At 51.7% G+C, this 25,905-nt stretch carries 30 protein-coding genes and 1 riboswitch; of the genes, 20 read left to right on the top strand and 10 right to left on the bottom strand.

From position 1 onward, the window contains the following. Nucleotides 1-5 precede the first annotated feature (5 nt). Nucleotides 6-1,016: a BMP family ABC transporter substrate-binding protein gene (locus NST23_RS23740; protein ID WP_173596683.1), complete on the bottom strand. Its 1,011-nt coding sequence runs from the start codon at nt 1,014-1,016 to the stop codon at nt 6-8. 189 nt (nt 1,017-1,205) lie between these two features. Between NST23_RS23740 and NST23_RS23735 the strand changes: the two genes are divergently transcribed. Next, nucleotides 1,206-1,400 (top strand): hypothetical protein, encoded by a 195-nt coding sequence (locus NST23_RS23735; protein ID WP_122964374.1) that lies wholly within the window; start codon nt 1,206-1,208, stop codon nt 1,398-1,400. 122 nt (nt 1,401-1,522) lie between these two features. Then, complete coding sequence (locus tag NST23_RS23730) at nt 1,523-1,876, top strand: response regulator (RefSeq protein WP_122964375.1); 354 nt, start codon at nt 1,523-1,525, stop codon at nt 1,874-1,876. Nucleotides 1,877-1,924: 48 nt separating this feature from the next. Here the strand turns inward: NST23_RS23730 and NST23_RS23725 are convergent, their stop codons facing one another. Then, nucleotides 1,925-2,911, bottom strand: a complete 987-nt coding sequence (locus NST23_RS23725; RefSeq protein WP_122964376.1) for an ornithine cyclodeaminase family protein — start codon at nt 2,909-2,911, stop codon at nt 1,925-1,927. Between the two features lie 505 nt (nt 2,912-3,416). Between NST23_RS23725 and NST23_RS23720 the strand changes: the two genes are divergently transcribed. The 3 genes from NST23_RS23720 (at nt 3,417) to ald (ending at nt 6,564) form a co-directional block, all read left to right on the top strand. After that, entirely contained in the window at nt 3,417-3,971 is a 555-nt protein-coding gene (locus tag NST23_RS23720) for a helix-turn-helix domain-containing protein (RefSeq protein ID WP_173596684.1), read from the top strand. Between the two features lie 94 nt (nt 3,972-4,065). After that, nucleotides 4,066-5,310, top strand: a complete 1,245-nt coding sequence (locus tag NST23_RS23715) for a PucR family transcriptional regulator (protein ID WP_173596685.1) — start codon at nt 4,066-4,068, stop codon at nt 5,308-5,310. 129 nt (nt 5,311-5,439) lie between these two features. Next, complete coding sequence (gene ald / locus NST23_RS23710; protein ID WP_173596686.1) at nt 5,440-6,564, top strand: alanine dehydrogenase; 1,125 nt, start codon at nt 5,440-5,442, stop codon at nt 6,562-6,564. A 70-nt stretch (nt 6,565-6,634) separates the two neighbouring features. Here the strand turns inward: ald and NST23_RS23705 are convergent, their stop codons facing one another. From NST23_RS23705 to NST23_RS23695, 3 genes are read right to left on the bottom strand one after another with little or no spacing between them, the layout of a single operon-like run. Continuing rightward, complete coding sequence (locus NST23_RS23705; RefSeq protein ID WP_122964380.1) at nt 6,635-7,810, bottom strand: Ger(x)C family spore germination protein; 1,176 nt, start codon at nt 7,808-7,810, stop codon at nt 6,635-6,637. Continuing rightward, nucleotides 7,807-9,189, bottom strand: coding sequence for a spore germination protein (locus NST23_RS23700; protein ID WP_173596687.1), 1,383 nt, complete (start codon nt 9,187-9,189; stop codon nt 7,807-7,809). Before NST23_RS23700 ends, NST23_RS23705 begins: the two co-directional genes overlap by 4 nt. Further along, nucleotides 9,179-10,279, bottom strand: a complete 1,101-nt coding sequence (locus tag NST23_RS23695) for a GerAB/ArcD/ProY family transporter (protein ID WP_340964690.1) — start codon at nt 10,277-10,279, stop codon at nt 9,179-9,181. Before NST23_RS23695 ends, NST23_RS23700 begins: the two co-directional genes overlap by 11 nt. A 147-nt stretch (nt 10,280-10,426) precedes the next feature. On the opposite strand from NST23_RS23695, the gene NST23_RS23690 reads away from it, so the two are divergent. The 6 genes from NST23_RS23690 to NST23_RS23665 all read left to right on the top strand — a co-directional run bounded on the left by NST23_RS23690 (nt 10,427) and on the right by NST23_RS23665 (nt 14,985). Then, entirely contained in the window at nt 10,427-11,518 is a 1,092-nt protein-coding gene (locus NST23_RS23690; RefSeq protein WP_122964383.1) for a quinone-dependent dihydroorotate dehydrogenase, read from the top strand. A 151-nt stretch (nt 11,519-11,669) separates the two neighbouring features. After that, nucleotides 11,670-11,865: riboswitch (cobalamin riboswitch) on the top strand. A gap of 148 nt (nt 11,866-12,013) precedes the next feature. Further along, complete coding sequence (locus NST23_RS23685) at nt 12,014-12,778, top strand: energy-coupling factor ABC transporter permease (protein ID WP_063230911.1); 765 nt, start codon at nt 12,014-12,016, stop codon at nt 12,776-12,778. Then, nucleotides 12,775-13,059, top strand: coding sequence for an energy-coupling factor ABC transporter substrate-binding protein (locus NST23_RS23680; RefSeq protein WP_063230912.1), 285 nt, complete (start codon nt 12,775-12,777; stop codon nt 13,057-13,059). Before NST23_RS23685 ends, NST23_RS23680 begins: the two co-directional genes overlap by 4 nt. Further along, nucleotides 13,056-13,847, top strand: coding sequence for a cobalt ECF transporter T component CbiQ (gene cbiQ / locus NST23_RS23675; RefSeq protein WP_173596690.1), 792 nt, complete (start codon nt 13,056-13,058; stop codon nt 13,845-13,847). The genes NST23_RS23680 and cbiQ overlap by 4 nt, the downstream gene beginning before the upstream one ends. A 4-nt stretch (nt 13,848-13,851) precedes the next feature. Then, nucleotides 13,852-14,706, top strand: a complete 855-nt coding sequence (locus tag NST23_RS23670; RefSeq protein WP_122964385.1) for an energy-coupling factor ABC transporter ATP-binding protein — start codon at nt 13,852-13,854, stop codon at nt 14,704-14,706. A gap of 114 nt (nt 14,707-14,820) precedes the next feature. Next, nucleotides 14,821-14,985: a hypothetical protein gene (locus NST23_RS23665; protein WP_167470292.1), complete on the top strand. Its 165-nt coding sequence runs from the start codon at nt 14,821-14,823 to the stop codon at nt 14,983-14,985. A 52-nt stretch (nt 14,986-15,037) separates the two neighbouring features. On the opposite strand, the gene NST23_RS23660 is transcribed toward NST23_RS23665, so the two are convergent. Beyond that, the gene (locus NST23_RS23660; protein ID WP_217022210.1) at nt 15,038-15,175 is read right to left on the bottom strand and encodes a hypothetical protein; all 138 of its coding nucleotides are present in this window, start codon (nt 15,173-15,175) and stop codon (nt 15,038-15,040) included. A gap of 183 nt (nt 15,176-15,358) precedes the next feature. Here NST23_RS23660 and NST23_RS23655 point away from each other — a divergent pair, with 183 nt between their 5' ends. After that, nucleotides 15,359-15,853, top strand: a complete 495-nt coding sequence (locus tag NST23_RS23655) for a hypothetical protein (RefSeq protein ID WP_173596691.1) — start codon at nt 15,359-15,361, stop codon at nt 15,851-15,853. A gap of 18 nt (nt 15,854-15,871) precedes the next feature. Then, complete coding sequence (locus NST23_RS23650; protein ID WP_217022211.1) at nt 15,872-16,048, top strand: hypothetical protein; 177 nt, start codon at nt 15,872-15,874, stop codon at nt 16,046-16,048. Nucleotides 16,049-16,472: 424 nt separating this feature from the next. Here NST23_RS23650 and NST23_RS23645 read toward each other — a convergent pair whose 3' ends face one another. Then, entirely contained in the window at nt 16,473-16,673 is a 201-nt protein-coding gene (locus tag NST23_RS23645; protein WP_122964387.1) for a hypothetical protein, read from the bottom strand. 350 nt (nt 16,674-17,023) lie between these two features. Between NST23_RS23645 and NST23_RS23640 the strand changes: the two genes are divergently transcribed. Beyond that, nucleotides 17,024-17,719, top strand: coding sequence for a hypothetical protein (locus NST23_RS23640; protein ID WP_173596693.1), 696 nt, complete (start codon nt 17,024-17,026; stop codon nt 17,717-17,719). A gap of 487 nt (nt 17,720-18,206) precedes the next feature. Here the strand turns inward: NST23_RS23640 and glnA are convergent, their stop codons facing one another. Further along, the gene (gene glnA / locus NST23_RS23635) at nt 18,207-19,625 is read right to left on the bottom strand and encodes a type I glutamate--ammonia ligase (protein ID WP_063227267.1); all 1,419 of its coding nucleotides are present in this window, start codon (nt 19,623-19,625) and stop codon (nt 18,207-18,209) included. A gap of 224 nt (nt 19,626-19,849) precedes the next feature. On the opposite strand from glnA, the gene panE reads away from it, so the two are divergent. Genes panE through NST23_RS23620 form a run of 3 tightly spaced genes read left to right on the top strand, consistent with a single transcriptional unit; the run spans nt 19,850 to nt 22,992 of the window. After that, nucleotides 19,850-20,779: a 2-dehydropantoate 2-reductase gene (gene panE, locus NST23_RS23630; RefSeq protein WP_217022212.1), complete on the top strand. Its 930-nt coding sequence runs from the start codon at nt 19,850-19,852 to the stop codon at nt 20,777-20,779. 47 nt (nt 20,780-20,826) lie between these two features. Then, nucleotides 20,827-21,762, top strand: coding sequence for a 4-hydroxy-3-methylbut-2-enyl diphosphate reductase (locus NST23_RS23625; RefSeq protein ID WP_173598525.1), 936 nt, complete (start codon nt 20,827-20,829; stop codon nt 21,760-21,762). A 9-nt stretch (nt 21,763-21,771) separates the two neighbouring features. Further along, nucleotides 21,772-22,992, top strand: a complete 1,221-nt coding sequence (locus NST23_RS23620; protein ID WP_242774416.1) for an MFS transporter — start codon at nt 21,772-21,774, stop codon at nt 22,990-22,992. On the opposite strand, the gene NST23_RS23615 is transcribed toward NST23_RS23620, so the two are convergent. Beyond that, nucleotides 22,982-23,371 (bottom strand): cupredoxin domain-containing protein, encoded by a 390-nt coding sequence (locus NST23_RS23615; RefSeq protein WP_122964393.1) that lies wholly within the window; start codon nt 23,369-23,371, stop codon nt 22,982-22,984. The genes NST23_RS23620 and NST23_RS23615 overlap by 11 nt on opposite strands. 286 nt (nt 23,372-23,657) lie before the next feature. Between NST23_RS23615 and NST23_RS23610 the strand changes: the two genes are divergently transcribed. Genes NST23_RS23610 through NST23_RS23600 form a run of 3 tightly spaced genes read left to right on the top strand, consistent with a single transcriptional unit; the run spans nt 23,658 to nt 25,424 of the window. Beyond that, nucleotides 23,658-24,005, top strand: a complete 348-nt coding sequence (locus tag NST23_RS23610; RefSeq protein WP_122964394.1) for a PadR family transcriptional regulator — start codon at nt 23,658-23,660, stop codon at nt 24,003-24,005. Then, the gene (locus NST23_RS23605; RefSeq protein ID WP_173598523.1) at nt 24,005-24,682 is read left to right on the top strand and encodes a permease prefix domain 1-containing protein; all 678 of its coding nucleotides are present in this window, start codon (nt 24,005-24,007) and stop codon (nt 24,680-24,682) included. Before NST23_RS23610 ends, NST23_RS23605 begins: the two co-directional genes overlap by 1 nt. 1 nt (nt 24,683) lies before the next feature. Continuing rightward, the gene (locus NST23_RS23600; protein WP_340964688.1) at nt 24,684-25,424 is read left to right on the top strand and encodes a DUF4825 domain-containing protein; all 741 of its coding nucleotides are present in this window, start codon (nt 24,684-24,686) and stop codon (nt 25,422-25,424) included. Here the strand turns inward: NST23_RS23600 and NST23_RS23595 are convergent. Continuing rightward, nucleotides 25,345-25,872, bottom strand: coding sequence for a GNAT family N-acetyltransferase (locus NST23_RS23595; protein ID WP_340964687.1), 528 nt, complete (start codon nt 25,870-25,872; stop codon nt 25,345-25,347). The two genes, NST23_RS23600 and NST23_RS23595, sit on opposite strands and share 80 nt — an antisense overlap. Between the last annotated feature and the right edge of the window lie 33 nt (nt 25,873-25,905).

Here is a 25,905-nt window from a genome sequence, read left to right as displayed (position 1 = left end):
GCCAATTAACCTCCAAACGAGCCACGGGAAGAAATAAAGTGCTGCAATTCCCGTTCAATATCTGCGCGAACCTCCGGGGGCACCATCGGGCCAAACGGACTGAAGTGGTTCACGCCTTCGGCCAGACCGTAGACAACCTTGCCGCTCGGGAGTCTGTCTGCCATGTACTGCTCGAAAATAATGCGATAACATTGCCGCACGTCTTGCACCAGGGAAGCGAGCACATAGTCCGGCGCGATGTAGCGCTGGTCGGCGATATAGCCGATCGTATACACCTTGGAGCGCTGTGCTTCGGTAATGACGGCGAGATTGAAGCTGTCTCCGGTGGTGTAGATGACATCGACACCGTGAGCGATCATCTCGCGCGTTTTTTGTACGGCATTTTCAATGTCATTGAAGTCGGATACTTTCCCGATCACGATTTCCGCGTTGGGCGCAGCTTTTTTGACTCCTGCGCGAAAGCCTTCCGCCTGAGCCATTTCCGGCGGCTTGTCGACCAGAATATAGCCGACTTTGCCCGTGCGGGACATTTTCGCCGCCAGCATGCCGACGAGCTGACCGGCAGGCTTCATGTCGTAGCGAATCGTCGTCTGGTTGGAATGCGGGGCTTCACCGTTGAAGGAGATGAAGCGGGTCTGCGGATACTTGCGTGCGACACTGGTAAACGGCTCGGAGAAAATCACCCCATGCCCCAAAATGAGATCATAGTCGTTTGCTGCGTATTTTTGCGCCACATTCGTGATTTGATCGGCTTTGATATTGTTGGCAATCTCCAGTGAAAAGCCGAACCTTTTCTGCATCTCCGTAATGCTTTCCATCGCGCTGCTGTTCCAGCCCTGATCGTAGGTTGGCCCTTCCAGCAACAAGGCAACGCGCAATATTTCAGAAGAAGGCCCGCGGTCATTGATCACTTCGTCCAAATGTTTCATGCTGGTAAAAAACTGACTGGTAATGAGCAGAAGCAGCCCGACAACCAGGAAGGTAAACAGGGCGAAAAAAGGCTTCAGCTTTGGCATGGAAAAATTTCCCCTTTTAAAAAACAAGCGTTCGATCGTGAGACGGTAAACAAGTGCACTCCTATTATATCGGAAAAGTAGCGCGATGAAAAAATGAGGAAAATAATGACGGGAGTGGGGGTGCATGGAAAGGCAAGATCAGGACAGCCTATTAAGGCAAAAAGCAGAGAAAAAGGGAGGCGTTTTCGCATGGAGAAGGATTTCGTGGAAATCCCGCAGCCGGATATACCGGATGAAGTACGGCAAGTCGATTTGCCAGAGATCACAGAGACTACTCCTCATCCCAAGCCCGAGAGTCCGCAGGCAGCGAAAGTAGTAGCGGGGCAAGCAACAGGTGAACAAGGCTCAGGCGAAACCACGGAGCCGATCGGTTTTCGTCCGTAAACGTCGAAAACGCCGAATGTTCATTTCGACAAAAGAAGTCATTTTCTCTCGTGGACAAGGCTTGCGATTTCTGCAAAAGTAATAGAGAGAAATGCGAGCGAGATGTGAGGGGATAGGACACCATGGCCCGGTTGCTGATTGTAGACGACGCAGCCTTCACGAGAAGGATGTTGACAGATATGCTAGGCGAGCAACACGAGATTTGCGGAGAAGCGTGCAATGGTTTGGAGGCTGTTGAGAAATACAAGGAACTGAAGCCGGACATTGTGACGATGGACATCACGATGCCGCACATGCATGGAATTGAGGCCATGCGCGAGATTCTCGATTACGATCAGGATGCCAAAGTGTTGATCTGTTCGGCAGTCGGGCATCGGCAAAAGGTTTTGGAGGCCATGAAGACTGGCGCGAGCGACTTTGTCGTCAAGCCTTTTCAGAAAGAGCAAATACTCGATGCCATCACCCGCCTGCTGTAAGCAAAAAAGCAGCCGCCAAGCTTGAAGCGCTTTGGCGGCTGTACGGTTCTATAACGAGACTGCAGTGCCGATTCCGGCAGCTTTTGCCCGCTCGTACACGGTCTTGGCTACCGCTGTATCCAGGTAAGCGACTCCGACCGATTTGTAGAGCGTGATTTCTGCGTTATTTTCCCGCCCCGGCTTTTGCCCGATCAAAATTTCTCCCAGTTCAGCGTGCAATTGAGCAAAGCTCCACTCTTGTTCCGCGATTGGAATGAGCAAATCGCCAGCTTCGTGCTCGGCACCTTCCAGCGTATCGACGACGACTTTGCTGGTTTGTACGGTGGCCGAATCGACTTCCCGCATGTGCGGCAGGAACGCGCCGATTGCGTTGATATGGGTACCAGGACGCAGGCTGGAAGCGGCAAACAGCGGCTCGGTCGCCTTGGTGCTGCAAATGACGATCCGGGCAAGCGAGACGGCTTCGTCGGCGTTTTCCACCACCGTGATCTCTCCGTGCCAATCCGGATAGAGCGCCAGCAGGCTTTGTTTCATTTCATCAGCTTTGGCTCGCGTCCGGTTGTACAAGTAAATATGGCGCAGCGCCCGTACTTCCATGACAGCCTGGATTTGCCCGAGCGACTGGGCACCGCAGCCAAGCACCGCGCAGCTGTCCGCATCCTCTGCGGCTAAATACTTGGTGGCGACACCGCTGCTCGCCCCGGTCCGCATGACGGTCAGCAGGCTGGCATCCATCATGGCGACGTGCTGCCCCGTTTTGGCTTCCGTCAGCACAATGACGCTTTGCAAAGACTTGATGTTGTGTTTATGGTTTTGCGGAAAAATGCTGATGATTTTCACCGCGACGTAATCATCGCTCGCCAAGTAAGACGGCATGTACAAGCTGGTCGCATCGTATTTGGGATGGTCAACCGCGGTGCGCACCGGAGTCGTTACGTTTCCTTGCATATGCTCGCGAAAAACGTGTTCCACGTCTTCCAGGCAATCTTTCATCGTGTAGATTTGCTCGATATTTTCCCGGCTCAAAATGAGCATGACTCTCATCCTTTCGGTCAGGATTTGTCAAAATCCAAATCCTTTGTTTCATCAATGCCGTTGCGAATCCACAGTCCCACAAACACGAGTGCAACGCTCAAAATGAACGGAACGCGCCAGCCCCAGGCCAAAAACTGCTCTTCAGGAAGCGTGCTACCATTCGATGGAGCTGCCCATCAAACTGGCGATCAACGCCTTGTTTTGAACCTGTTTGGAAACTCCCGCTTGTGGTTGAAGTGCCATCAGTTGCAGATCCTCCCTTGGTGTGTAAATGACGATGCTTTGCAGAATGGCGTTGGAGTGCGAGTAGCAGCGGGCGGGGGACACCTTCGTTTCGTGAATTGAAGCGTCACTTCAATTTCCGCTCATAAAAAAAGTGAAAACGCTTTTTGTCTGATAATAGTAAAGATTATAAAAGATAAAAGGATTCATCGCAACAGCGTTTTGCACCATTTTCCCGCAAGCGGTATGATAGACCTATCTTGCGAGATTTGAGGTATAGCGGATGGAACCAACGATTGGCGTCTTGATCAAGTCACTGCGGCTTGGCAAAAAAAAGACACTGAAACAAATATCTGAAAAAACGGAACTCTCGATAAGCTTTTTGTCCCAGGTGGAGCGGGGAAAATCGTCGATTACGCTGGAATCGCTGAAAAAAATCTCCGAGGCGTTGGAAGTGAGTCCGAGCTATTTCTTTTCGGAAAAGCATTCGGCACAGAGCGATCGCGTGCGCAGAGGCGGACAAAAGCCTGCGATGCCGAGCGGCTTTCCTTTCGTGTATGAGGACTTGTCTGGCGATTTGGCGAACCGCTTGCTGGAACCGATCCTCGTCACATTGCAGCCCCACGAGGACAGCGGGACGCCTTTTGTCCACAAAGGGCAGGAGTTCGTCTACGTGCTGGAAGGGGTATTGACGCTGTTGCTCGGAGAGGAAGAGCACGATTTGCATCCGGGCGACAGCATTCACATGGACTCGACTACACCGCATAACTGGCTGAATCGTACCGGGGAAGTCGTCCGTTTTTTGTGCGTCAATTCCGCTGCGGAAAAAGACCAGTAGCGCGAGCGTCCGGCAAGCGGAAAAAGTGCGCCCTGCTTACGCTTTCTTGTATAATAAAAGGACACGTACGAATGCGCGGTAAAGAGGTGGAAATGTGTCCGTTGAGCCTAACTATTTTCAACAGTATCAGCATGCCGATATAGACGAACTAGCCGATGTGATTGGAGAGCTTTTGCAAAACCCGATTACGGTTGAAGATGCGGATCACAAATTGATTGCCTACAGCTCCCACGGAGACAGCACCGATCAGGCGCGCTGGTCGACCATCATGGGCAGGCGGGTGCCGGAAAAGGTGTTGACCCGCCTGTGGAAGGACGGCGTGTTCCAGGAGCTGTTGACGCAAGACGACCCTGTACATATTCCGGCCAAGGATGAGGTCGGCCTGGGCAAGCGTGTGGCGATCGCGATCAGGCGCGGCAGTGACGTGCTCGGGTACATATGGGCGCAGGAAGTGAATCGGCCGATCACGCGCGAGGATGACGAGATTTTGCGTCAGGCGGCACGGGTAGCCGTCTCAAGGCTCATGCAGCGGCAAGGGAAGCGCAAGGCGGAGGAGCAGCGGCGCAAGGAGTTTTTGTGGGAGCTGTTGCTCGGCAACCACAAAAGCGAAAGCACGATCCGGCAAAAAGCTGACAGCCTGCAAATGCAGCTTCCGACCGCTTATTTGATTTGCATTATTGAAGCGGCAGGTGCGCGGCTCGACCAGTATTTGTACCCGTTGCTCATGCGCGACAAGCTGTTGTGGGTTGTCGACGGTTCGCAGATCATTTTGCTGATCGGCCTTGACGGCAGTGTCAAAAAAGATGTGCGGGAAGTCCTCGTCCGCAAAGTCGAGCAGTTTCTCGCCGACTCGCTCGGCAAGCTGGAAGCCCATGTCACAGAAGGACGACAGGTGATTGCAGGCTACGGACTCGGCTATCAGTCGACGTATACAGAGATTGTGAAAAGCTACAGGGAGGCGCTGCACGCGCTCAAGATCAAGAAGCTGTTTCCCAAGGAAAACGAAGGCATTTACGGCTATCACGAGCTGGGCATTTACCGTTATCTCCTGCAACTGAAGCAGTGGGAGGCGGAGCAAGGCTATGAAAACGAGCGCTTGGAAAAGCTCAGGCAATACGACCGGGACAATCAGACGGCGATGTTGCAGACATTGGAAACGTTTCTGGACGCGGCAGGCAAGGTGAACGTGACCGCCTCGCGTCTGCACATCCACATCAACACATTGAGCTACCGATTGCGGCGGATTGAGGAGATCATGCGGGTCGATCTGGAGAACATGAACCAGCGGGCCGCCCTCTACCTGGAGTTGAAAATGGCGAAGCTCGATCAGGAACAATAGTTCGTTTGTGGATTTTCACAAACAGAAGGATGGCAAAATTAAAGGAATCCCCAAGGAAACGCCCCGTGTAAACGCTGTACAATGTTAGTATTCTCATTAAATCGGCGTTTCCAAGGAGGACTACCTATCATGATCGTTGGCATTCCAAAAGAGATTAAAAATAACGAGAATCGCGTTGCCATCACGCCAGCAGGCGTAGCAGCCCTCGTACAAAACGGACACTCTGTTCGCGTAGAGACAGGTGCAGGACTTGGCAGCGGTTTCACCAACGAAGACTACACAGCAGTAGGCGCTGAGATTGTCGCGACCGCAGCAGATGCGTGGGCCGCTGACATGGTCATGAAAGTAAAAGAACCACTTCCTGCCGAGTACGGCTACTTCCGTGAAGGTCTGATCTTGTTCACGTACCTCCACCTGGCTCCAGAGCCTGAATTGACTCGTGAGCTGCTCGATAAAAAAGTAATCGCAATCGCGTACGAAACTATCCAGCTCGACAACGGCGCATTGCCGCTCTTGATGCCGATGTCCGAAGTTGCGGGCCGCATGTCCGTACAAATCGGTGCGCAATTCCTGGAAAAACAATACGGCGGCAAAGGCGTGCTGCTCGGTGGCGTACCTGGCGTGCCAAAAGGCGAAGTCGTTGTCATCGGTGGCGGTATCGTAGGTACGAACGCTGCGAAAATGGCGCTTGGTCTCGGTGCAAATGTAACGATCATCGACGTGAACGCAGATCGTCTGCGCCAATTGGATGACCTGTTCCAAGGCCGCGTACAAACTTTGATCTCCAACTCTTTCAACATCGCAAGCGCAGTGAAAAAAGCAGACCTGCTCGTAGGCGCTGTTCTGATCCCTGGCGCACGCGCTCCTCGCCTGGTAACAGAAGCGATGGTAAAAGAAATGACGCCTGGTTCCGTGATCGTAGACGTGGCAATCGACCAAGGCGGTTCCATCGAAACGATCGACCGCATCACAACGCATGACAACCCGACTTATGAAAAACACGGCGTAATCCATTACGCAGTAGCGAATATGCCTGGTGCGGTAGCTCGCACTTCCACTCTGGCGCTGACGAACGTAACGGTTCCATACGCTGTTCAACTGGCGAACAAAGGCTACGCACAAGCGATCCGCGACAACCGCGCTCTGGCGAAAGGCGTAAACGTCATCGACGGAAAAGTGGCTTACAAAGCGGTTGCAGATGCTCACAACCTGCCATACGCTTCTGTAGAAGAAGTATTGCTGGTGAAAAACTAATCGCGCTTCCATAAACGAAACTGCTTGCCAGAAATTTTGGCAAGCAGTTTTTTTGTGGGCAAATCCTTACTTACTCAGGGCCGAGTGGATCGGGGTATTTGGAGGAGTTCATCTTCATTTTGCCTGAGTCGCTCAAATGCACCTGTATATGAATCGAGGCAATCGAATCTGCGGTCGGCGCCGTACGATGCTCTTTTTCATACGCCCGCCAGGCCCGGTAGTCTTTTTTGAACAACTCTTTTTCCAGGCCGTACAAGTCAGTGCCCTTTTTCAATCCTTTTAAAAAGGTGTCCCTGATTTGCTCCCGGACCTGTTCTTCCGAGTTTTTCTGAATGTGCGCAGGACTGACTGGGCTCATTAGCTCGCGAACAAAGCCTAGCAGATGCACCTTCAATTTATAGCGGGGAATCGGCCCGGTGGTGAGCGGGACGATTTGCAGTCCTACGTGCTTGATGCGGATTGTCGCTTTGGGCGTGTTGTTTTCGCGGATGATCAGGCCGGCAAACTCGGTGTCTTTGTTCATCCAGCGCAAGCCCATCAGATCGCGGCTGGGAAAATAGCCTTTCCAATTGCCGCGATGCAGCGCGTGCACCCCGTCGATGGACAGGCGCGAGGTGTAGTGATTGTTCTCCTTCCACGAGTGGGTGTAGATGGTGACATTGGGCAGCAGCACGGTATTCGAAGGGTCCCAAAAGTTGCTGATGAAGCGGTAAAACTGGGTCGGCTCGATAAAGGAGCGCTGCTGATACACGTCTTTTGGCTGATGCAAAAGGGACGTCAGCGGAGAGAAGCCAGTCAGGGCGTGATTGCCAAGAATTTTGTCGACCGGCTCCCTCGTCGCGAACACCCATTTTGTATAGCGGATCAAACCGTAGCGGTTCAAGATGTCATGCGTCGTGATTATGCCTTTTTGCAGGATGCGCTCGTGAAATACGAGAGACGAGACGAATCCGAGGAACAGCGGCACTTGCGAGTTTTTTTGCAGGTTGTCAAAAGCGGACATCAGCGTCTTACCTCTCCCGATCGAAATAGCAGCGGGAGGCGAATCCGGTTGACTTCCCGTTTCCTGTTTGGCGACGCTGGACAGGTCGACAGACTGGGCGTAGAGGACGTATTCGTCGTTGATAAAGTCAACGCCAAAAGCAGACAAATAGCTCAAATCCTGAATCGATTTCTGATCCCAGCAGCCGCTCAAAAGCGTTGTGGCAAGCAGCAGCAAAGCGCAAGCGATTCGGGCGTATTTCATTTGGTGTTCCCGTCCTTTTCAGGCTTTTTGCGGAAAAAGTAAATCAGCGGCTGGAACAAGACCAGATACAGATTGGACAGCACGTTGGACGAGCCCATCAACACGTAGGGACGGCCAAACGAGGTCAAAGTGGACAAGTAGTAAATAATCGCAATCATTCCGATGACGAATCCGTACATGCCGATCGTCGACGACAGGAGGAAGACAACAAAACGGGTGACCGTGACAGCACCGCTCAGCGCCTGGTTGACGAGAGTGAACGAAGCGACGACTGTCAGCGAGCCTACGAACAGCATCGAGGGCGAAGTCAACCCGGCGCGAATGGAGGCGTCTCCGATGATCAACGCTCCGACAAGCGCCAGCGTTTGCCCGACGTTTTTCGGCAGACGGGCTCCCGCTTCCCGCAGAAACTCAAAAATGAACAAAATCACGAAAAGCTCCATCGGCGCGGAAAATGGCAAGCCTTTTCGTCCCTGGGTAATCGTGGCAAGCAACTGGAACGGAAACTGCTCGACGTTGTAAGCAGACAAGGCAATCCAGAACCCGGGGAGAAAAGCGGCAATCCAAAAACCGCCGAGACGCAGCATGCGCTCCAGCCATACGTACGTGATCGGATATTGATCGTCCTCTGGAGATTTGATCAGCTCCAGGAGGGAGACAGGAGCAATAAGGGCCAGGGGCGAGCCGTCCACCATCACGATAGCTTTTCCTTGCAGAAGCAAGTAAATCGCATAGTCGGGGCGTCCCGTATAGTCGACAAGCGGAAACAAGGAATAGCGATTGTCGCTCAGCATTTTTTCCAACAGCGCGCTGTTCAATATTTTTTTGTTTTCGCAGGCAATCAGCCGATCGCGAATCATCTCAAGCAGGTCGGGAGCGGCAGTGTCTGTCAAATACAACAGAGCAACCCGGCTGCGGGAGCGGGTGCCGAGAATGAACGGCTCATAAGCGAGGGTAATCGTTCGCATGCGTTTGCGGATGAGGGCCACATTGGTCGACAAATCCTCCACGAAGCCGTCTCGCGGACCTTTGATGGAAATTTCCGTGTTGGCTTCTTCTGTCCCCCGCTGCGGCCGATTGGAAATATCCCAGGAAAAAGGCGGCGAATCCCCCAAAAAAATCAGCAAGTCTCCCGCGAAGAGCCGTTCAGTCCACAGCTCCGGATTGGTGAACAAAGGGACGAGCGGAAGCGAGCGCAGATCGCCAGAATTTACGCAGTGCTCCAATTGAGGCAAAGCCGTCTCCTGCAAATGCCGTACGTCCGCCAAACCTTCGCAGTACAGCATGAGCACAGACTGATCGTTCGGGGTGACAGCCCGCAGGAAGACGACATCAGCACAATGCGCAAATCTATCACGCAGCTCCTCTTCAAGGGTCATGGCTCACATCCTCCAATCTGGTTGGTTTTCGCAGCGACAGCAGGAACAAGATGAGTGTGACGACTACCATAACCAGCAAGTAAAAAGGATAGTAAATCTTCGAGAGAAACGTCACGAATTGCATGTCGCTGTAAGGAAGACTGGTCAGGGCGATCATGCTGGCGCCAAGGACGAACATGACGTATTTTCTTTGCTTTTTCGTGCGCAGGACGAGCAGCTCCCCGAGCAGCAGCAAGCAAAGCGTAATGCGGATAAACGACCCGGACAGCCACTGAAAAATCGAGAAAAACTCCATGTTCTCGATGTCTTTGCCGATCGTCAAAAGCCGCCATTGCTCAAAGGCGGGAAACCGCTGGCGCGTCGATTCCACAGGCCCGAACTCGGCAATGGCTCCTGTAAGCGGACTGAGGGTCAGTATCAGGACGATCGCGATCATGACGATATAGTGGACGGCGCGAAGCGGTTTGCGAATGTGGTGTTGCAGCAAAAGCAACAGGAACAGCTCGGTAAATCCTCCTCCTACAAACACCATGGCGTGCAGGGTGGGCATAAGCCCGTTTTGGAACAGCGGCAAAAGCTGGGTATAATCTTTTTTGGGAATGTTGCCAAACGCGACGAACATGCCCAATAACGAAACGGCAGGCAGCAGGATGCCGGAAGTAATGCCGACAGAGGCTATGCCGCCGTAAGAGGCGAACACGCACAAAATGATCAGGGCAAGCGCTGTCACCCATTCCGGTGTCTGCGGCAAATAGTTGACGGTAGTCCATGTTTGCGTATCGATTAAATTGACGAGGGCCATCAAGTACAGGCAAAGGATGATCGGGGCGAGGAGCAGATGCCGGACGGTTTTTCCTGATCGCAAAAGAAGCCACTGGGACAGCGACATCTGCTTGATCCGTCTATTGATGAAAAACAGGGCGTATGCCCAAACGGCAAAGGGGATGGCGCCAATAATGACGCTCAGCCAGGCATCGCGCCCAGCTTTGCTGAGCAGCAGAGGAATAAGGGTAACATGGTTGGTTATTCCGATTGAGAGCATCATGACCATGATCGCTTGGCCAATCCCGATTTTTCCGTCTGCTTTCATGAAACATACGTCCCCTTTTAAATCGCTGGTTTTGTTATAGTTTGTCTGCTCGACTGGAAATATGTATCGCGTATAAAGGTTAGCCCACGAGAAACAAAGTGTGGTATTCTACAATGAGGTAAAAATGGAGTAAGGAGTGCAGCCGGGATGTATAAGCTCATAAGAAAATATCTGTTCCAGATGGATACGGAAGAGATTCATGAAAAAACGGTTGGTGCCTTGAAGCTGATGGAAGATTCTGCTCCGGGAAAAAGCTTGCTCAGAATGATGTTCCAGTTGAAGGACGAGCGTCTGGCGACAAAGCTGTGGGGAATGACTTTTCCCAATCCGGTAGGACTCGCCGCCGGTTTTGACAAAAATGCCGAAGTGTATCATGCGCTCGGTGCGCTCGGGTTCGGCTTTGTGGAAATCGGGACTTTGACGCCGCAGGGACAGCCTGGCAATCCGAGGCCCCGCTTGTTCCGTTTGCCTGAACACGAAGCAGTGATCAACCGAATGGGCTTCAACAACCACGGTGCGTATTTGGCTTCGCAGCATCTGGTAGATTACGCTTATTCCGATGTTCCGATCGGGATCAATATTGGCAAAAACAAAGTCACTCCTAATGAGGAAGCGGCTTCTGACTATATCAAGTGTCTGGACATGCTTTATGCGTACGGCCATTATTTCGTCATTAACATCAGCTCGCCGAACACGCCGAATTTGCGCGACTTGCAGGAGACAGAAAGCATGCGCCAGCTGGTGCGGGCGATACGCGAGAAAGCGGCTGAGCTGGAAGCGCGCGGCATTCAGAAAAAACCGATTTTGCTCAAAGTAGCTCCAGACATGTCTGACGAGCATATGCGCGATGTTGTGCAAGGGGCTGTGGCGGAAGGCATTTCCGGGATTATTGCCACCAATACGACACTGTCGCGGGAAGCTGTTCAAGGGCATCGGTACGCCGAGGAAGCGGGCGGTTTGAGCGGAAAGCCGCTGACAGAGCGATCGACAGCGTGGGTGAAAGAGATTTATCAGGAAGTCGGAGGCAAAGTGCCGATTATCGGTGTCGGAGGCATTTTTACCGGAGAAGACGCCTATCAGAAAATACGCGCAGGCGCCAGCCTGGTTCAGGTTTATACTGGCATGATTTATCAAGGGCCTGGCATTTCGAAGCAGATCAACAAGCAATTGCTCAAGCTGATGCAGCGGGACGGTTTTTCCCACATCAGCGAAGCGGTTGGCGTGGACGCGAAAGCGTAGAATCAAAAACGTAGAACCAAAAACAAGGCTCTTGCAGTCAATGACATTCGCCAAAAGGTCATCGGTTGCAGGAGCCTTTTGATAATAAGCTTTACGCTGGATTGGGCGATTGAGTATAATAATGTAGGACAAGCAAGAACTGTCAAACAATTGGATATTGTCGGCAATAGGTGCCTTTGTGTGCATGAGCACGAAGGGTAACAGGGAATCGGGTGAAAGTCCCGAGCGGTCCCGCCACTGTAATCAGGGAGTTCTCTTTGATGAAGTTCCACTCATATTCATATGGGGAAGGACAAAGAGCGCATCGATCTGAAAGCCAGGAGACCTACCTACTTGCCACACCCTGGAGACCTTCGCGGAAAGGAGCGGTGAATACGGAGCAATTGGACAGAAGTTCATGTCTATTGTTTTGTGCGCATACCTCGTCTGCTATCGGATGGGGCTTTTTTGATTGGAAAAAACGGTAAAAAGAACAGCAAAGGAGGAGAAGTTGCCTTGAATCGATCACGCTTTGTCTCGACCTGTTTATTGATTGCGGGCTTTGTTCTTTACTTTCTCGTAAATGAACCGCAAACTTCTTACGCGATGCACATTATGGAAGGGTATTTGCCGCTGTCGTGGGCGTTGTTCTGGTGGGTAGTATTTATTCCGTTCTTCATTCTTGGCATTCGTTCGTTAAACAAAATCGTCAAAGAACACCCGCAAATGAAGCTGCTTATTGGCGTATCAGGTGCCTTTGCTTTCGTGCTGTCTGCTTTGAAAATTCCTTCGGTGACGGGAAGCAGCTCCCATCCTACCGGAACAGGACTTGGGGCGATCATGTTCGGCCCGTGGGTGATGTCTGTGCTGGGCAGTCTGGTGCTGTTGTTCCAAGCCTTGCTGTTGGCGCATGGCGGATTGACCACGCTTGGCGCCAACGCTGTTTCGATGGCGGTTGTCGGGCCGATGGTGGCTTACGGGGTGTACCGCCTGATTGTCCGTGCCAACGGAGGACAACGTTTGGCTGTCTTCGCTGCGGCAGCTCTTGCTGACCTGGCGACTTATGTAGTGACATCTGTTCAGTTGGCGCTGGCTTTTCCGGCTGAGTCTGGCGGGGTATTGGCTTCTTTCGCCAAGTTCGCTGGCATTTTTGCCATCACACAAATTCCGTTGGCGATCAGCGAGGGGCTTCTGACCGTGCTCGTCTGGAACTGGCTTCAATCTTACAATGCAAAAGAGCTGGCGGAGCTGCGCTTGCTGAAACGGGAGGAATCGCTGTGAAAAAAGGAATGAACTGGCTGCTGCTCCTGGGTGTCGTCGTGCTTGCGATCGTGCCGTTGCTTTTGGTGCAGGACTCGGAGTTCGGCGGAGCGGACGGAGCGGCAGAGGAAGCGATCAAGGAGATTGCCCCTGCGTACGAGCCGTGGTTCCAGCCGCTGCTTGAACCGCCAGGAGGCGAGACGGAGAGCTTGCTGTTTGCCGTGCAAGCGGCATTGGGAGCGGGCATTGTCGGCTATGCGATGGGCTTGTACAAAGGTCGGCTGGATAAAAACAAAAAATGAACTGGCAGCAGCTTGACTCTCTTTCGTATCAAAACCGTCTGAGATTTTTGCCGCCGGAACACAAGCTTCTGTTTGCGAGCGCGTTGATTTTGCTCGTTTTGACAGGACATGAGTGGTTGCAAATGGCGATTTGCATTTGGATGGGAGTATGGGTGATCGGATATGCCCGTATTCCCGTCCGTTTCTATTTCGGATTTCTTCTTTTGTCTCTCTCGTTCTTTGTTTTGGGTTTGCCTGCACTTCTGCTGGAAGCGACAAGGGCGGAGACAGCTCCTGTGACTCAGATGGCAGTGGCGTGGCATGTCGGCCCTTATTTGATATACGTTCCAATGAGCGCCATCAGCAAGGTGTGGGTGCTGTTTTGGCGAACGATGGCCAGCCTTGCCTGCTTTTCCTTTATTTTGTTTACGGTGCCGTTTGCCGAGATTTTGCAGGTGTTGCGCAAGCTGCGGCTTCCGGTCATCGTTACGGATTTGCTGATGATTATGTACCGCTTTATTTTCGTGTTGCTCGGCGTCTCCCATCAGTTGTGGATTGCTCAGCGCTCGCGTGGCGGGCACCGGGGATTTCGCGCGACGATGCGCGACATCGGCGGTCTGGCTGCCCAGCTGTTCGTCAGGGCGATGCGCAAATACGATGCGTTGTACAAAGGGATGGCAGCCAGAGGCTTCGGGGAAAGCTTGCAAGTGCTTTCTTTGCACAGTCATTCCCGCTCCAGACGATATGAATGGGAGTCGATAGCAGGCTGTGTTCTGCTGATTTTGCTGGAGTGGTGGACAGGGGGATAATGCTTTGACATCATGGCTGTTGGAATTTGCTGACGTGCACTACGCCTATCCGGGTGGCCGCGGCCCTGTGCTGCGCGGACTGTCCCTGGGCATTCCAGAAGGGAAAAAATGCGCGCTGCTCGGACGAAACGGTTGCGGCAAATCTACTTTGTTTTTGCACGGGAACGGGATCATCCAGCCGCAGCAAGGGCAAGTGAGCTGGAAAGGGACGCCGCTCAGCTACAAACGCGCTGCCTTGCAGGAGATGACGCAAAAAGTCGGTCTTGTCTTCCAGGACCCGGAGCACCAACTGATCGCCAGTACCGTAGCGGAGGATGTATCCTACGGGCTGTGCAACCGGAACCTGCCGGCGGACGTGATTCGCCAAAAGGTACAGGCGATTCTTCAGGCGTTCGGGATGACCGAGCTTGCTGACGTGCCGATTCATCACCTGAGCCTGGGGCAAAAGCGTCGACTGGCTTTGGCCGGGGTCATGGTGCTGGAACCGGAGCTGTTGCTTTTGGATGAGCCTACGGCGTATCTCGACCGCTATCAGACGCGAAATCTTTTGCGCGAGCTTGATGCGATTCACCAAAACGGGACGACGGTGCTAATGGCGACGCATGACATGGATATCGCGTTTGAGTGGGCGGAATGGATTTGCGTGATGGATGCGGGCAAACTCGTATTTGCCGGGGAGCCGCAAGAGGCATTGGCACAAAGGGAGCTGCTGGAAAGCCTGCATCTCGGCATGCCGCTCATCGCTGACGTGTGGGAAGCTTTGCCGCAGGAATGGCGACAAGAAGCTGGAGAGCGCGTCCCTTGTTCGCTGGAGGAATTGAAAAAGCGTCTGCTGACTGGACAGGTTGCTGTCCGTTAGCGACGGAGAAGCGGTCGCGCTGGCGGCCGTTTTTGTTGTGCGCGATTTCTTGACGCATGGCAAGAACAATCCAAGGGTATTCTATCCGTAAAATTCCTTTTGGAGGTATCCCTGATGGAGCACGATTCGTTGATGAGTTCTTCGCTTGCTGGCGAGGAGCAACAAGAGTTTCCCGAGAAGGTCAAAGATCAGCTCATGTTCAACGTGTTGGAAAAGGAAATGACGACCGAAGAAAAGGAAAAGAAAGCGAAAGACGAATATTTGACAGGAAAATCGTAGTCATTACCGAAAGGTCCTTCTCGGCTAACAAGAACGAGAGGGGCTTTTTTGCTCAGTTGTTGTTCCCTTTGTCTTCTTTTTCTTGCCGTTCTTTCAAAATGGACAAGAAGGCCAAGAAATCGCCCAGCAGAACCACAACGGCCGCCATCAACGCCAGGTCTTCCGCAGAAAAACCATTGTTCTGCTTCATGGTTCAGCCTCACTTCCATAGGTTATCTGTCCCTTGTATCATATGCGGAGCCGTTCGGACGGAAATGGGTATACGCACAACTTTGCCATCTTGAGAAATGTCGGCCGGATTTTGTAGGGAAATGTCTGTTTTTAGCGAATAAAAGAGAATGGACCTACTTAAAACGGGAGAAGTGGTGAGATTGTGATTTCAGCTTTGAATAAGACGCTCTGTGTTCAGCAGCTTGTGGAGAAATTGAGAGAAAAAGAGCTTGTCCACGTTTCCGGCTTTGACTTGAAGGAAACGAACAAAGCTTTGTATGAATATGTGCATCAGTTGAGCAGCTCCATCGCGATCATTCCAACCACGATTGATTCTGTGATTACAGGTGTCATCCGCTTCAAGGAGGGCTATTTCATCACGCTCGGCATGCTGATCTGGAAGGACGCCAGCCAGAAAGGCCCGTTCAAGGAAGGGACTTTTCTGTTTTACAAGCGCGACGACAGCGATTCGCTGGACGAGTGTATCCATATCACCAACTCCATTGAAAACCACAACCTGATGGAAAGCTTGTTTTTCGCGTGCTGTGAGAGCAAGGGCGACGATCTGGTGCTGAAATATTCGCATATCGAGCATGCCATCCAATATGGAGAGACGTATCGGGAACTGAAGGAGCAGTGGAAAAAGGGATTTGCTTGATCATGGAGGTTAATGGGAATGTTGGACTTTGGTGCTGTCGCTTTTGACTGGGTATCTTTTTTCTTGGATTTGATTTTGATTGGGATGCCAGTAGGAATTGTTACTTATTTTGCCGTTTGGTCTAGTTTTCGCAAGAAGCTGGCTGAGCTGGAGAAACGGGTCGGAAGCTTGGAAAAAGCAGGGAAGAGTAACTGAGCAAAAGGCGAATGCGAGGAGCGAGCGTCAAAAAGTTTCTCTTGGATCAGGCGGAAGGACTTTCGCTGCGGTGTGTATTTTCCATTATTTATATATAAACGCCAGTTTTTGCGCAACCGATAAACATAATGTCATCTAGTATAAGTTCGCAATTGGGGATAGGCGTTCGACTAATCGTGCAGAATAGTCGGCGCCATTTTTTTTGCCGCGATAAGCTGGGTGGTCCGTTGGCAGATGAGGGCAGCGTTACTTCTTTCGTCCTCGCCTGTATGGGGGCGCGGTGTGAAAAGCAGCAGACAATCCTTTCTTTGTTGTTTGAGAGGCGAGGCGTCAGGATAAGGCATCCTATGCCCGAAAAATGGCGGATGTGTGTGGACGAATAGGGACTGCTGCCCTGATAAAAGAGCAGCAGTCGGATGCTAGTCTAGATGTGAGGGGACACGCCATCTGCACCGAAGAAACGCCTCAGGATGATGCGGTTGTGGGTCGAAGTCCGTTCGAAAACAAATGCGACCTGATTGCCGCGGGGCACGAGATAATAGTGGGTAAATCCTAGTCGCGTAAGCCCGTGGCTAAATTGCAACGCATCCTGAAGGTTGACGATGAAGTACAGATGCTGGGTCATGAAAATCACCTCCTTCCGCACTTAAAGGTAGCAGAAGCAGGTGGGTTTTTTGTCTAAATTTTCCATATGGAAGTGCTTGTGAATGTCGTGCTCGGAAATGGAAAAATGGCGTGGGGGTTGAGGGGGAAGTGGGGGTTTCTTGCTCTCGTTTGCGGAACGTTATCCAGTTCTGTTACTATGCAAAATTGCTCAAGTATCAAACAGTGGTTACTATCAGTGGCTGCACTTACAGAGTCGGGCAGCCAATCACGCATTCGCAGGAAACGAAAGTATTATGGACGTAAAGAGGCAATCGTACAGACATTACCTATATCACTTCATACTTCAGAATATTGGACAGGATTATTCAGTTGGGGGAAAAACATTCCTTTATCCCGGAGGAACGTGCTAATCCAGAAGAAATTGAAAAAAGTATTGGGGAATATACTACGATTTATATATCTTTGATTACGAGCTACACTTATGACTGGTATATAGAAAGGGAACGCCATATGTTTGCACAAGAAACATATATTTTAAAACCAAATCAGTTCATAGACCAAGAAGAAATGTGTAAAGAAAACAAAACCTTAATTGACTGCTTTGATTTAGTTTTTGTCCCGATAGGTGATAGTGAAGAAATGAATAAATACTTCTCGTGTAAAAGAAGTCGCCGGTATGTTGATACAGCCATTCAACTTACCTTCAACGAGGATACATTGTTGCATAAACATGTCTTCGATACCGATCTGTGGGGCGATCTTTTATCCCTTGTGGGTCGATTTATCAAGTTTAATTTTGCTAATGTTCAATTCACTAGCACACAGAGTTATTTCTCGCTAGAGGATCTTCCGAATAATACAATTCAATATTCAGTTAAAGCTGCTGACTCCATTTTTGATTTTGAGATAAAAACTATTCTGCCTAAAAAAGAATTTGTCGAATTTATCCTAGTAGAAACTATAAAATTCAGTGAATTGATGATAAAGTACGGTTTTAACAAAAAATATTATGAAGACAGGATAAAGCGGGCTACTCAGTGGTTGTGTTGTGTTGATTTTTTGTAACTAGATTGATCGGGAGAACTTTGACGCCAATCTTTTGCAGCCACTGCTCATGCCATATGCCCATCTCAGATGCGAGCATACCCGGTTCCTTTTATAGTAGGAAGTCCCAAAAACGATTTGCCAGAGTGCATCCAAGAAAAAGCTCACCCGTCCCTGTTTTAAGGAGACGGGCTGTTTTCGTTCAGTACCTGTCCATATAATCTGACATGTAAACGAACCTGGCCCCGTCGCCGATCGCTATCGTTTCAGTCGTTCGCGACACGACCTGCCCGCCAGTGCCAGCTCGACAACAAATGCCTGCGCACTGCCCAAAAAAGAACTTCGCACTCGGGTTGGTAACTTTGGTATGGGAACTCATGAAGCTCTGCTGAACGACAGACCCTAGTTTAATGTAAAAAAAGCCTTCCATTCAGGAAGGCTTAATCATTTATCGGGAGCATGCGTTCTTTATTTGCAGTATTTGTCCGCGAATTGTCTCCCTTAAATCTTACAGATCGTAATACAACTCAAACTCTTTCGGATTCACCGTGCGCTCGACTTGTTGGATGTCGGCGCGTTTCAGGGCGATCCAGCTTTCGATGACTTCCTTCGTGAACACGTCGCCTTCGAGCAGGAAAGCGTGGTCTTGCTCCAGAGCAGTCAATGCTTCCTCCAAAGAGCCAGGGGCGCGCTTGATCTCGTGTTTTTCGGCGTCGGTCAAGTCATAGATGTTTTTGTCCAGCGGGCCGTAGCCAAGCTCGCGCGGGTCGATTTTGCGCTTGATGCCGTCCAGACCAGCCATCAGCATGGCAGCGAAGGCCAGGTATGGGTTGGCGGTAGAGTCTGGCGTGCGAAATTCGATCCGGGACGCTTTCGGAGTCACGGCTGCTACCGGAATCCGTACAGCGGCGGAGCGGTTTCCTTTGGAGAATACGAGATTGACTGGCGCTTCGTAGCCAGGAACGAGACGTTTGAACGAGTTGGTGCTCGGGTTAGTCAAGGCGATCAGGGCAGGCGCGTGGTGCAAAATGCCGCCGATGTAGTGGAGCGCAGTCTCGCTCAGGTTTGCATAGCCGCCTTGCTCGTAGAACAGCGGAGTGTCGCCGTCGAACAAGCTTTGGTGGACGTGCATGCCGGAGCCGTTGTCGCCGACGATTGGTTTCGGCATGAAAGTCGCTGTCTTGCCGTGCTTTGCCGCTACGTTGCGCACGATGTATTTGAACAGCAGCAAGTTGTCGGCAGTGCGAGTCAAGGTGTCGAAACGGAAGTTGATCTCGCCTTGGCCGGCAGTAGCTACTTCGTGGTGATGACGCTCCACGTAAAGTCCAGCCTGAGTCATCAAGGTGCACATTTCGTTGCGGATATCCATTTGGGAATCAGTCGGCTGCACAGGGAAGTATCCGCCTTTGTTGCGAACTTTGTATCCCAGGTTTTGGCCTTCTTTTCCGGTGTTCCAGAACGCTTCCTCGGAATCGATATGGAAGTAGGAGCCGGATGGGCCGGAGTCGTAGCGCACGCTGTCGAACAGGAAAAACTCGGATTCCGGGCCGAAGTAGGCTGCGGTAGCCAGACCAGTTTGTTGCAAGTACGCTTCTGCCTTGAGGGCGATGCCGCGCGGGTCGCGAGTGTATGTGGTGTTGTCCGGATTGGCAATGTTACAGACGATGTTCATTGTTTTTGCTTCTACGAAAGGATCGATAAAAGCGGTGGACGGGTCCGGCATGGCAACCATGTCGCTTTCCTCGATGGATTTGTAGCCGACGAGACTGGAACCATCGAAGGCAACGCCATTGCGGAAGGTGCCTTCATCTACGGCGTAAGCAGGAACGGTAACGTGGTGTTGACGGCCAAGCAGATCGACGATACGGAAATCTACATATTCCACTTTCTCTGCATCAATGGTGGACAAAACAGTTTTCATATCCAAAACAACCCACTCCAATCGCGAAATATTTTCGTATTTGGTAAATTATTGTTCGTGTTTTCGTGAATTTCTATATCTCGAATTATAGCGATAACAAACAATGTTCGTCAAGAGGTTTTCTAACTTTATATGTTAGTTTTTCTAACATGATATTGCGGGGTTTTGAAATTGGTTCCGGTTTTGTAGAATATAGACGAACTATTACGAATAAATGGAGGCGAACGGCGATGAAAGTATTGGTACTGGGAGCGGGCGGAATTGGCGGTTACTTTGGCGGCAGATTGGCGGAGTCAGGGGTGGATGTAACGTTTCTGGTGCGCGAACGTAGATACAAGCAAATGCAAGAGCGGGGATTGCGGGTGCAAAGCATTCACGGCGACTTGCATCTGGAACAGCCGCAGATGATTCAGGCGGGGGAAGCTGCGGGGCCTTTTGACGTCGTATTGTTGTCCAACAAAGCGTACACGCTAACAGAAAGCATCGACGCGATTGCTCCCTACGTCAGTGAACATACGGTCGTCATCCCGTTGCTGAACGGAATCGCTCACATGGAGCTGCTGTGGGATCGCTTCGGGCGCGAGCGTGTGCTGGGAGGGCTTTGTTTTATTGAAACAACGCTGAATGCAGAGGGCGATGTCGTGCAAACCAGCCCGATCCACGATGCGGTGTTCGGGGAATGGGAGGGCGGAAAAAGCGAGCGTGTCGAGAAGATCGAGCAAGCTTTTGCCAATATTAATGGAACGATGCGGGCCAGCAACAACATCCAGCGAGAGGCTTGGCACAAATACTTGTTCATTGCGACGTTCTCCGGGATCACTACGCTCATGAACTCCGCTGTCGGTCCGATTCGCGAAGCGGCGTACGGTGTAGAGCTGACAAGACAGCTGGCTGAGGAAATCGTTTCGGTCATGCAAGCTCTGGAAGCACCGATCAAGCCGGACATCGTCGAAAAGCAAATGGAGACTTTCCAAAACCAGCGCCCGCAGACGAAGTCCTCCATGCTCCGCGACATGGAAAAAGGGCTTCCGGTCGAAGCCGACCATCTGCAAGGCTACCTTTTGGAGCGAGCCGAGCAAAGAGGCTTGTCCACTCCGCTTTTGAAAGTTGTCTACAATAATCTGAAGGTTTACGAACTGAAGCGGGAAGAAGGCAAATAAGGTATAATAGTGGGCGAACATCATTAGAAATTTAGGAGGGGTTATAGATGGAAGTCATCAAGATTTCCCCCCGCGGATATTGCTATGGTGTTGTCGAGGCCATGGTCTTGGCAGCGCGTACAGCCAACAATCTCGACTTTCCCCGCCCGATTCACATATTGGGCATGATCGTACACAATGCCCACATCGTTGAGGCGTTTGAAAAACAAGGCGTCAAAACGTTGGACGGAGAAGACCGGATGGCTCTCTTGGATCAGATCGACGAAGGAACCGTCATCTTCACCGCGCACGGCGTCTCTCCCGAGGTGCGGAAAAAAGCAAGGGACAAAGGGCTGACAGTAGTCGATGCGACCTGCCCGGACGTGACCAAAACACACGATCTGATCCGTGAAAAAATCGCGGACGGCTACCATGTGATTTACATCGGGAAAAAGGGGCATCCAGAGCCGGAGGGCGCTGTCGGCATTGCGCCGGATCGCGTGCATCTCGTGCAAAAAATCGAAGAGCTGAAGCAGCTCGACGTACCGACTGACAAACTCATCGTGACCAATCAGACGACGATGAGCCAGTGGGATGTCAAGCATTTGATGGACGCCATTCTGGAGCGCTTCCCGGGGGTGGAAGTGCACAACGAGATTTGTCTGGCAACGCAAGTTCGTCAAGAAGCGGTGGCTGGCCAGGCAGGAGAAGCCGATCTGTGTCTCGTCGTGGGCGATCCGCGAAGCAACAACTCGAACCGATTGGCCCAAGTGTCGGAGGAGATCGCGAATGTGCCGTCCTATCGGATTGCCGATTTGTCCGAGCTGGACATCGAATGGCTGCGCGGAAAGAAAAACGTGGCGGTTACGTCCGGGGCGTCTACGCCAACTCCTTTGACCAAGGAAGTCATTTCGTTCCTGGAGCAATTTGATGAGTTCAACCCGGCTACATGGGAAAAGAAACGGACTGTTGACATGACGAAAATTTTGCCGAGGGTGAAATAGGAGAGCCATATGCCAGGATCACAGGTCGGTATCGGATTATCGGGCGCTGGCGGGAGATACTTCAGTCTCAGCGCCCTTTACCTTTTTATTTATTACGGGTTTGGGGCATTTTCTCCGCTCATTACCCAGTATTACAATTCCATTTCGCTCACAGGCACCCAGATTGGATTGATCAGTGCCGTAGCCCCAGTCGTTTCGATTATCGCTCAGCCGATGTGGGGCCTTTTTTGTGACCGCTTTCAAATTCGCAAAACTGTGTTGATTCTGACACTTGTTGTCTCGGGATTGGTAGGATTGTTTTTCATCGGGACGTCTGCCTTTGCTTTTGTCTTTTTGCTTTACCTGATCCTGTCGTTTTTTCAAAGCGCGATTATCCCGGTCTCCGACAGTCTGGCGTTGGGATATGCGAAAAAAAACGGGCTGCAATTCGGCGACATCCGCTTATGGGGAGCGGTAGGGTTTGCGCTTGCGGCATTTGTCACAGGGCTGCTGGTTGAGAAGCTGGGGCCGTCCGTGCTCTTTTATTCTTACTGTTTCGCGCTGTTGATCGCCGTGCTGCTTGTGTTGCGCGTACCGGATGAGTCGCAGGAGACGCCGCGCTTTCGGGTTGGCATGCTGGCTGGCATGCGCGATCTGCTGCGGATGCCGCGCTATTTGTTGTTTCTTTTGGCGTCGTTTTGCGTGCTCGGAGCTGTGAACGCGAACAACATCTGGTTTTCGCTGTTTTATCAGGAGATTGGCGGCACTGTGGCGGGAGTAGGGCTGGCTTTTCTGTTGTTCGCAGGCAGTGAAGCGCCGTTCATGAAGCTGGCAGGCATGATCGTGCGGAGGTGGGGGCTGGAGCTGACGCTTTTGCTCGCCGCTGTATTCGGAGCGGCACGCTGGCTTTGGTACAGCTCGGCTCCAAGCACGACGCTAGTCATCGCCATGTTTTTCGTCCAAGGAATTTCGGTCGGATTTTACTTGGCGACATCCGCCCAATTTGTGCGCGAAAATACGCCCGCTTCCCTCCAGGTGACGGCGCTGGCCATCTTCTTTTCCGTGGGAGGCGGGCTGGGAACGATGCTGTGCAATCTGGCGGCTGGCTGGATCAAAGATTCCTATTCCACGCTAGGCATTTATTTGTTTTTCGGGATCATCACGGTAATCGGGATCATTCCGTTGGTGATGATCAAATTCGGGCCGTGGAAGCAGCGTTCGTTCGACGAGGACGCGGAGGTTACTCAATAATGAGCATGCCCTGATAGCCGCTTTCCGGATAGCCAGGTGCATCCGAAACGAAGAAGAACCGCCCTTTTTTAGCGGCGGAAAACTGCAACATGGTCGACTGGGTAGGCTTCAGCTCCATGGAAGCCAGGTTCAGCTCGCGTATGGACAGATTGTGCGGCCGGGTGTCTGTGTTGACGATCATGAGGGAGACTCGCTCGCCTTCTTTGGCAGACAGCTGGCTGGGGAGAAAGCCGGCGCCGGAAATCGTGACGGTGTGCGTCCGCGTTGTGGCGGCGTAGGAAGTAAGCATGTGTTGATGATGATGCGTCCAAAGCAGCGTTAATGTCACGGCAAGTGCGAGGAGTGGATAGCGAAGCTGCCGGAACCATTGACGAGACATTTTGCATTCAGCTCCTTTGCGGCAATAACATGGTGGTTGTAGATTGTACTATTATCCTGTCCTCAGTCATTGCCCAATAAACACATTTTTCCTCAGCCCTCAACGCAAGGCGAAATGCTGCCATCGCGGGCGAATGGTCTGTGTCTTGCAGGAGTGAATAGTGAAAAGCTCTCTTGAAAAAGAGGGCTTTTTCTTTTTGCGGAACAGAGCGATTCAATCTATCTCACGCATATTACTTTGTCATACATAGTAATATGTGCTATGCTGTACTTATGAGGTGAGCCGGATGAGTGACAAAGGCATTAGCAGCGATTTGATCCGCGGACACATCGATACGATCATTCTGCGGGTTTTGTGTGAAAAAGACAGTTACGGATATGAGATCATCAAAACGATTTTTCAAAACAGCGAGCAGCAATATGAATTGAAGGAGCCTTCCCTGTACACCAGTCTGAAAAGATTGGAGGGGCAAAAGCTCATTTCGTCATATTGGGGCGATGAAAGTCAGGGCGGCAGGCGCAAATATTATCAGATCACCGCAGAAGGCAGGGCGGCATATGCAAGCGCGCTCGCTTCGTGGCAGGTCGCCAAACGGTTGATAGACAAGCTGATCGCCAGACAGGAGGAAGCGTGATGGAACATCTGCAAGCTCATGTGGAAAAGCTGTTTTACAAATACAAAAAGAGCAACCAGATAGAAGAGTTGAAGTGGGAAATGCTGAGCAATCTGGAAGCGCGAGTCGCGGATTTGGTCGCAGACGGGATGGAGCTGGAAGAAGCGATGCGTGTCGCCATCGAGCAGCTTCCCTCGGCGGATCAGCTCGTCGGGGAAAAGCGCAAGGTATACGTCGCGATCTTTTTGCAGGAGCTGGTACAGCGCGCGCTTTTGTACACCTTGGTCGCCTGGGTGCTGACGATGCCGCTGCGGATATGGGGAATGGGCATTTTGCTGAATCACAGTTTGCTTGCCCTTTGTTTGCTGGAAGGAGCTGTGTTTGCTGTTTTGCTCGGGATAAATCGGAAGACTGGCAAGCGAAAAGCTGTCGAGCTGAGCCTTCGCTCTGCTTTTACCTTGCGAAAAACGGCCTGGTTGCTGTGGGGATTGTACATGGCTGTATCGGTTGCGTATACGACAGCGCTGCATTTTGGCAGCGATATTTGGTTCGCCAGGGAGATCAGCCTGTCCGGGCCGTATCAGTTCGCCACGGTCGCCGTAGAGTATGTGTTGCCCCTCGTCTCTATCATCGTGCCGCTGTTGTTGCACGTCGTCCCAGATGTGATGATGCAGTGCGAAGCGAGGGAGGAAGATTGAGATGAGAACGAAGCTGATTGTTTTGCTCGCGGTAATCGGTCTGGGCATGTTCGCCTTGATCCAAGGCGTCATCATTCCTGACAGAGAGCTTGCTGCCAAACAGTATTTGGAAGACCAGCAAAATCCGCTGACACACGATTTGCAAACGATTTTGCCGTACAAGCACAAATACATGGGGGCGGTTTCTAACCTGAATTTGTTCAACCATTTGCCGTTGAGCAATGAGCGGCGCTCGTTTCAGCTGCGTCCCGAGCAATTTGCGATTGAGGTCAAGTACGAAGCCAGCGAGTTGCGTTCCGACGAGAAAAAGATCAGGCAAGCTCTGCTGTACAATTCTGTTGCGGCTTTTGCCCTGATTGACAATTTGCAAATCATCGAGTACCAGTTCGTGGACGAGACGCTGACGATTGCCCGCGCCGACATTCAAAAAGCGTTTGGAGACGATTTGAAGGCGCTGTTGACGACAGATAAGTGGCGGTCCGAAGTGCAGGGACGAGGCGTTTTTGGCAGAGAGTGTGAAGTTGCTGCAAGAAAAGCGGCAGTAGAGGTGGGAAAAGCAAGAAGTCTTCTGTTTGGGGGTCAGTCCCGTCTCCCGGCAAGCAGGGGAAGGCTTGCTTTTTCTGTTTGGCCGGGAGCAGGCTTGAGGGCCGCTTGCGCTTGCCTTAGGCAAAAAACGCTGGAGAATAGCGAACCGTTCCATGGACGCCATCCAGACCGCCAGGAACAAGCTCCAGCGCCATGAATGCTTCGTCCGGCACTTCAAAAGGAGCGCGGATATCCCATTGCGAAGCGGGACGGAAGCCGAACTTGGGGTAGTATTTCGCATGTCCGAGCACGACGATCGCTGTATACCCAAGCTCTTTGGCGATCTCGATCGACTTGTTGATCAGCGCAGTCCCGATTCCTTTTCCTTGCTGGGAAGGGAGGACGGAGACGGGAGCCAGGGCGAGCGCCTGATGGGAGGAGCCGCCAGCGTGAACGATCTCGATTTTGCTCAGCAACAAATGTCCGACGATGCTGTCGTGCTCTTCATAGACGAGTGACAGGGCAGGGATGAATGCGTCGGATGCTCGCAAGCGCGAAACCAAAAGATGCTCGCTGTGATCACTGAAAGGCTCATCGGCAAAGGCGGCTTGTACTACTTGCTCGGTTGCGAGATAATCGCTCGGTTTTTCTGCACGAATCGGCATGATCTATTCCTCCGAATGTCTTTTCCCCATTGT

Origin of the sequence: Brevibacillus sp. FSL K6-0770 (assembly GCF_038000275.1) — a bacterium.
GTDB lineage: Bacteria > Bacillota > Bacilli > Brevibacillales > Brevibacillaceae > Brevibacillus > Brevibacillus parabrevis.
Note: the sequence above shows the minus strand (reverse complement) of the source record. Positions and strands in the feature narration are given on the sequence as shown.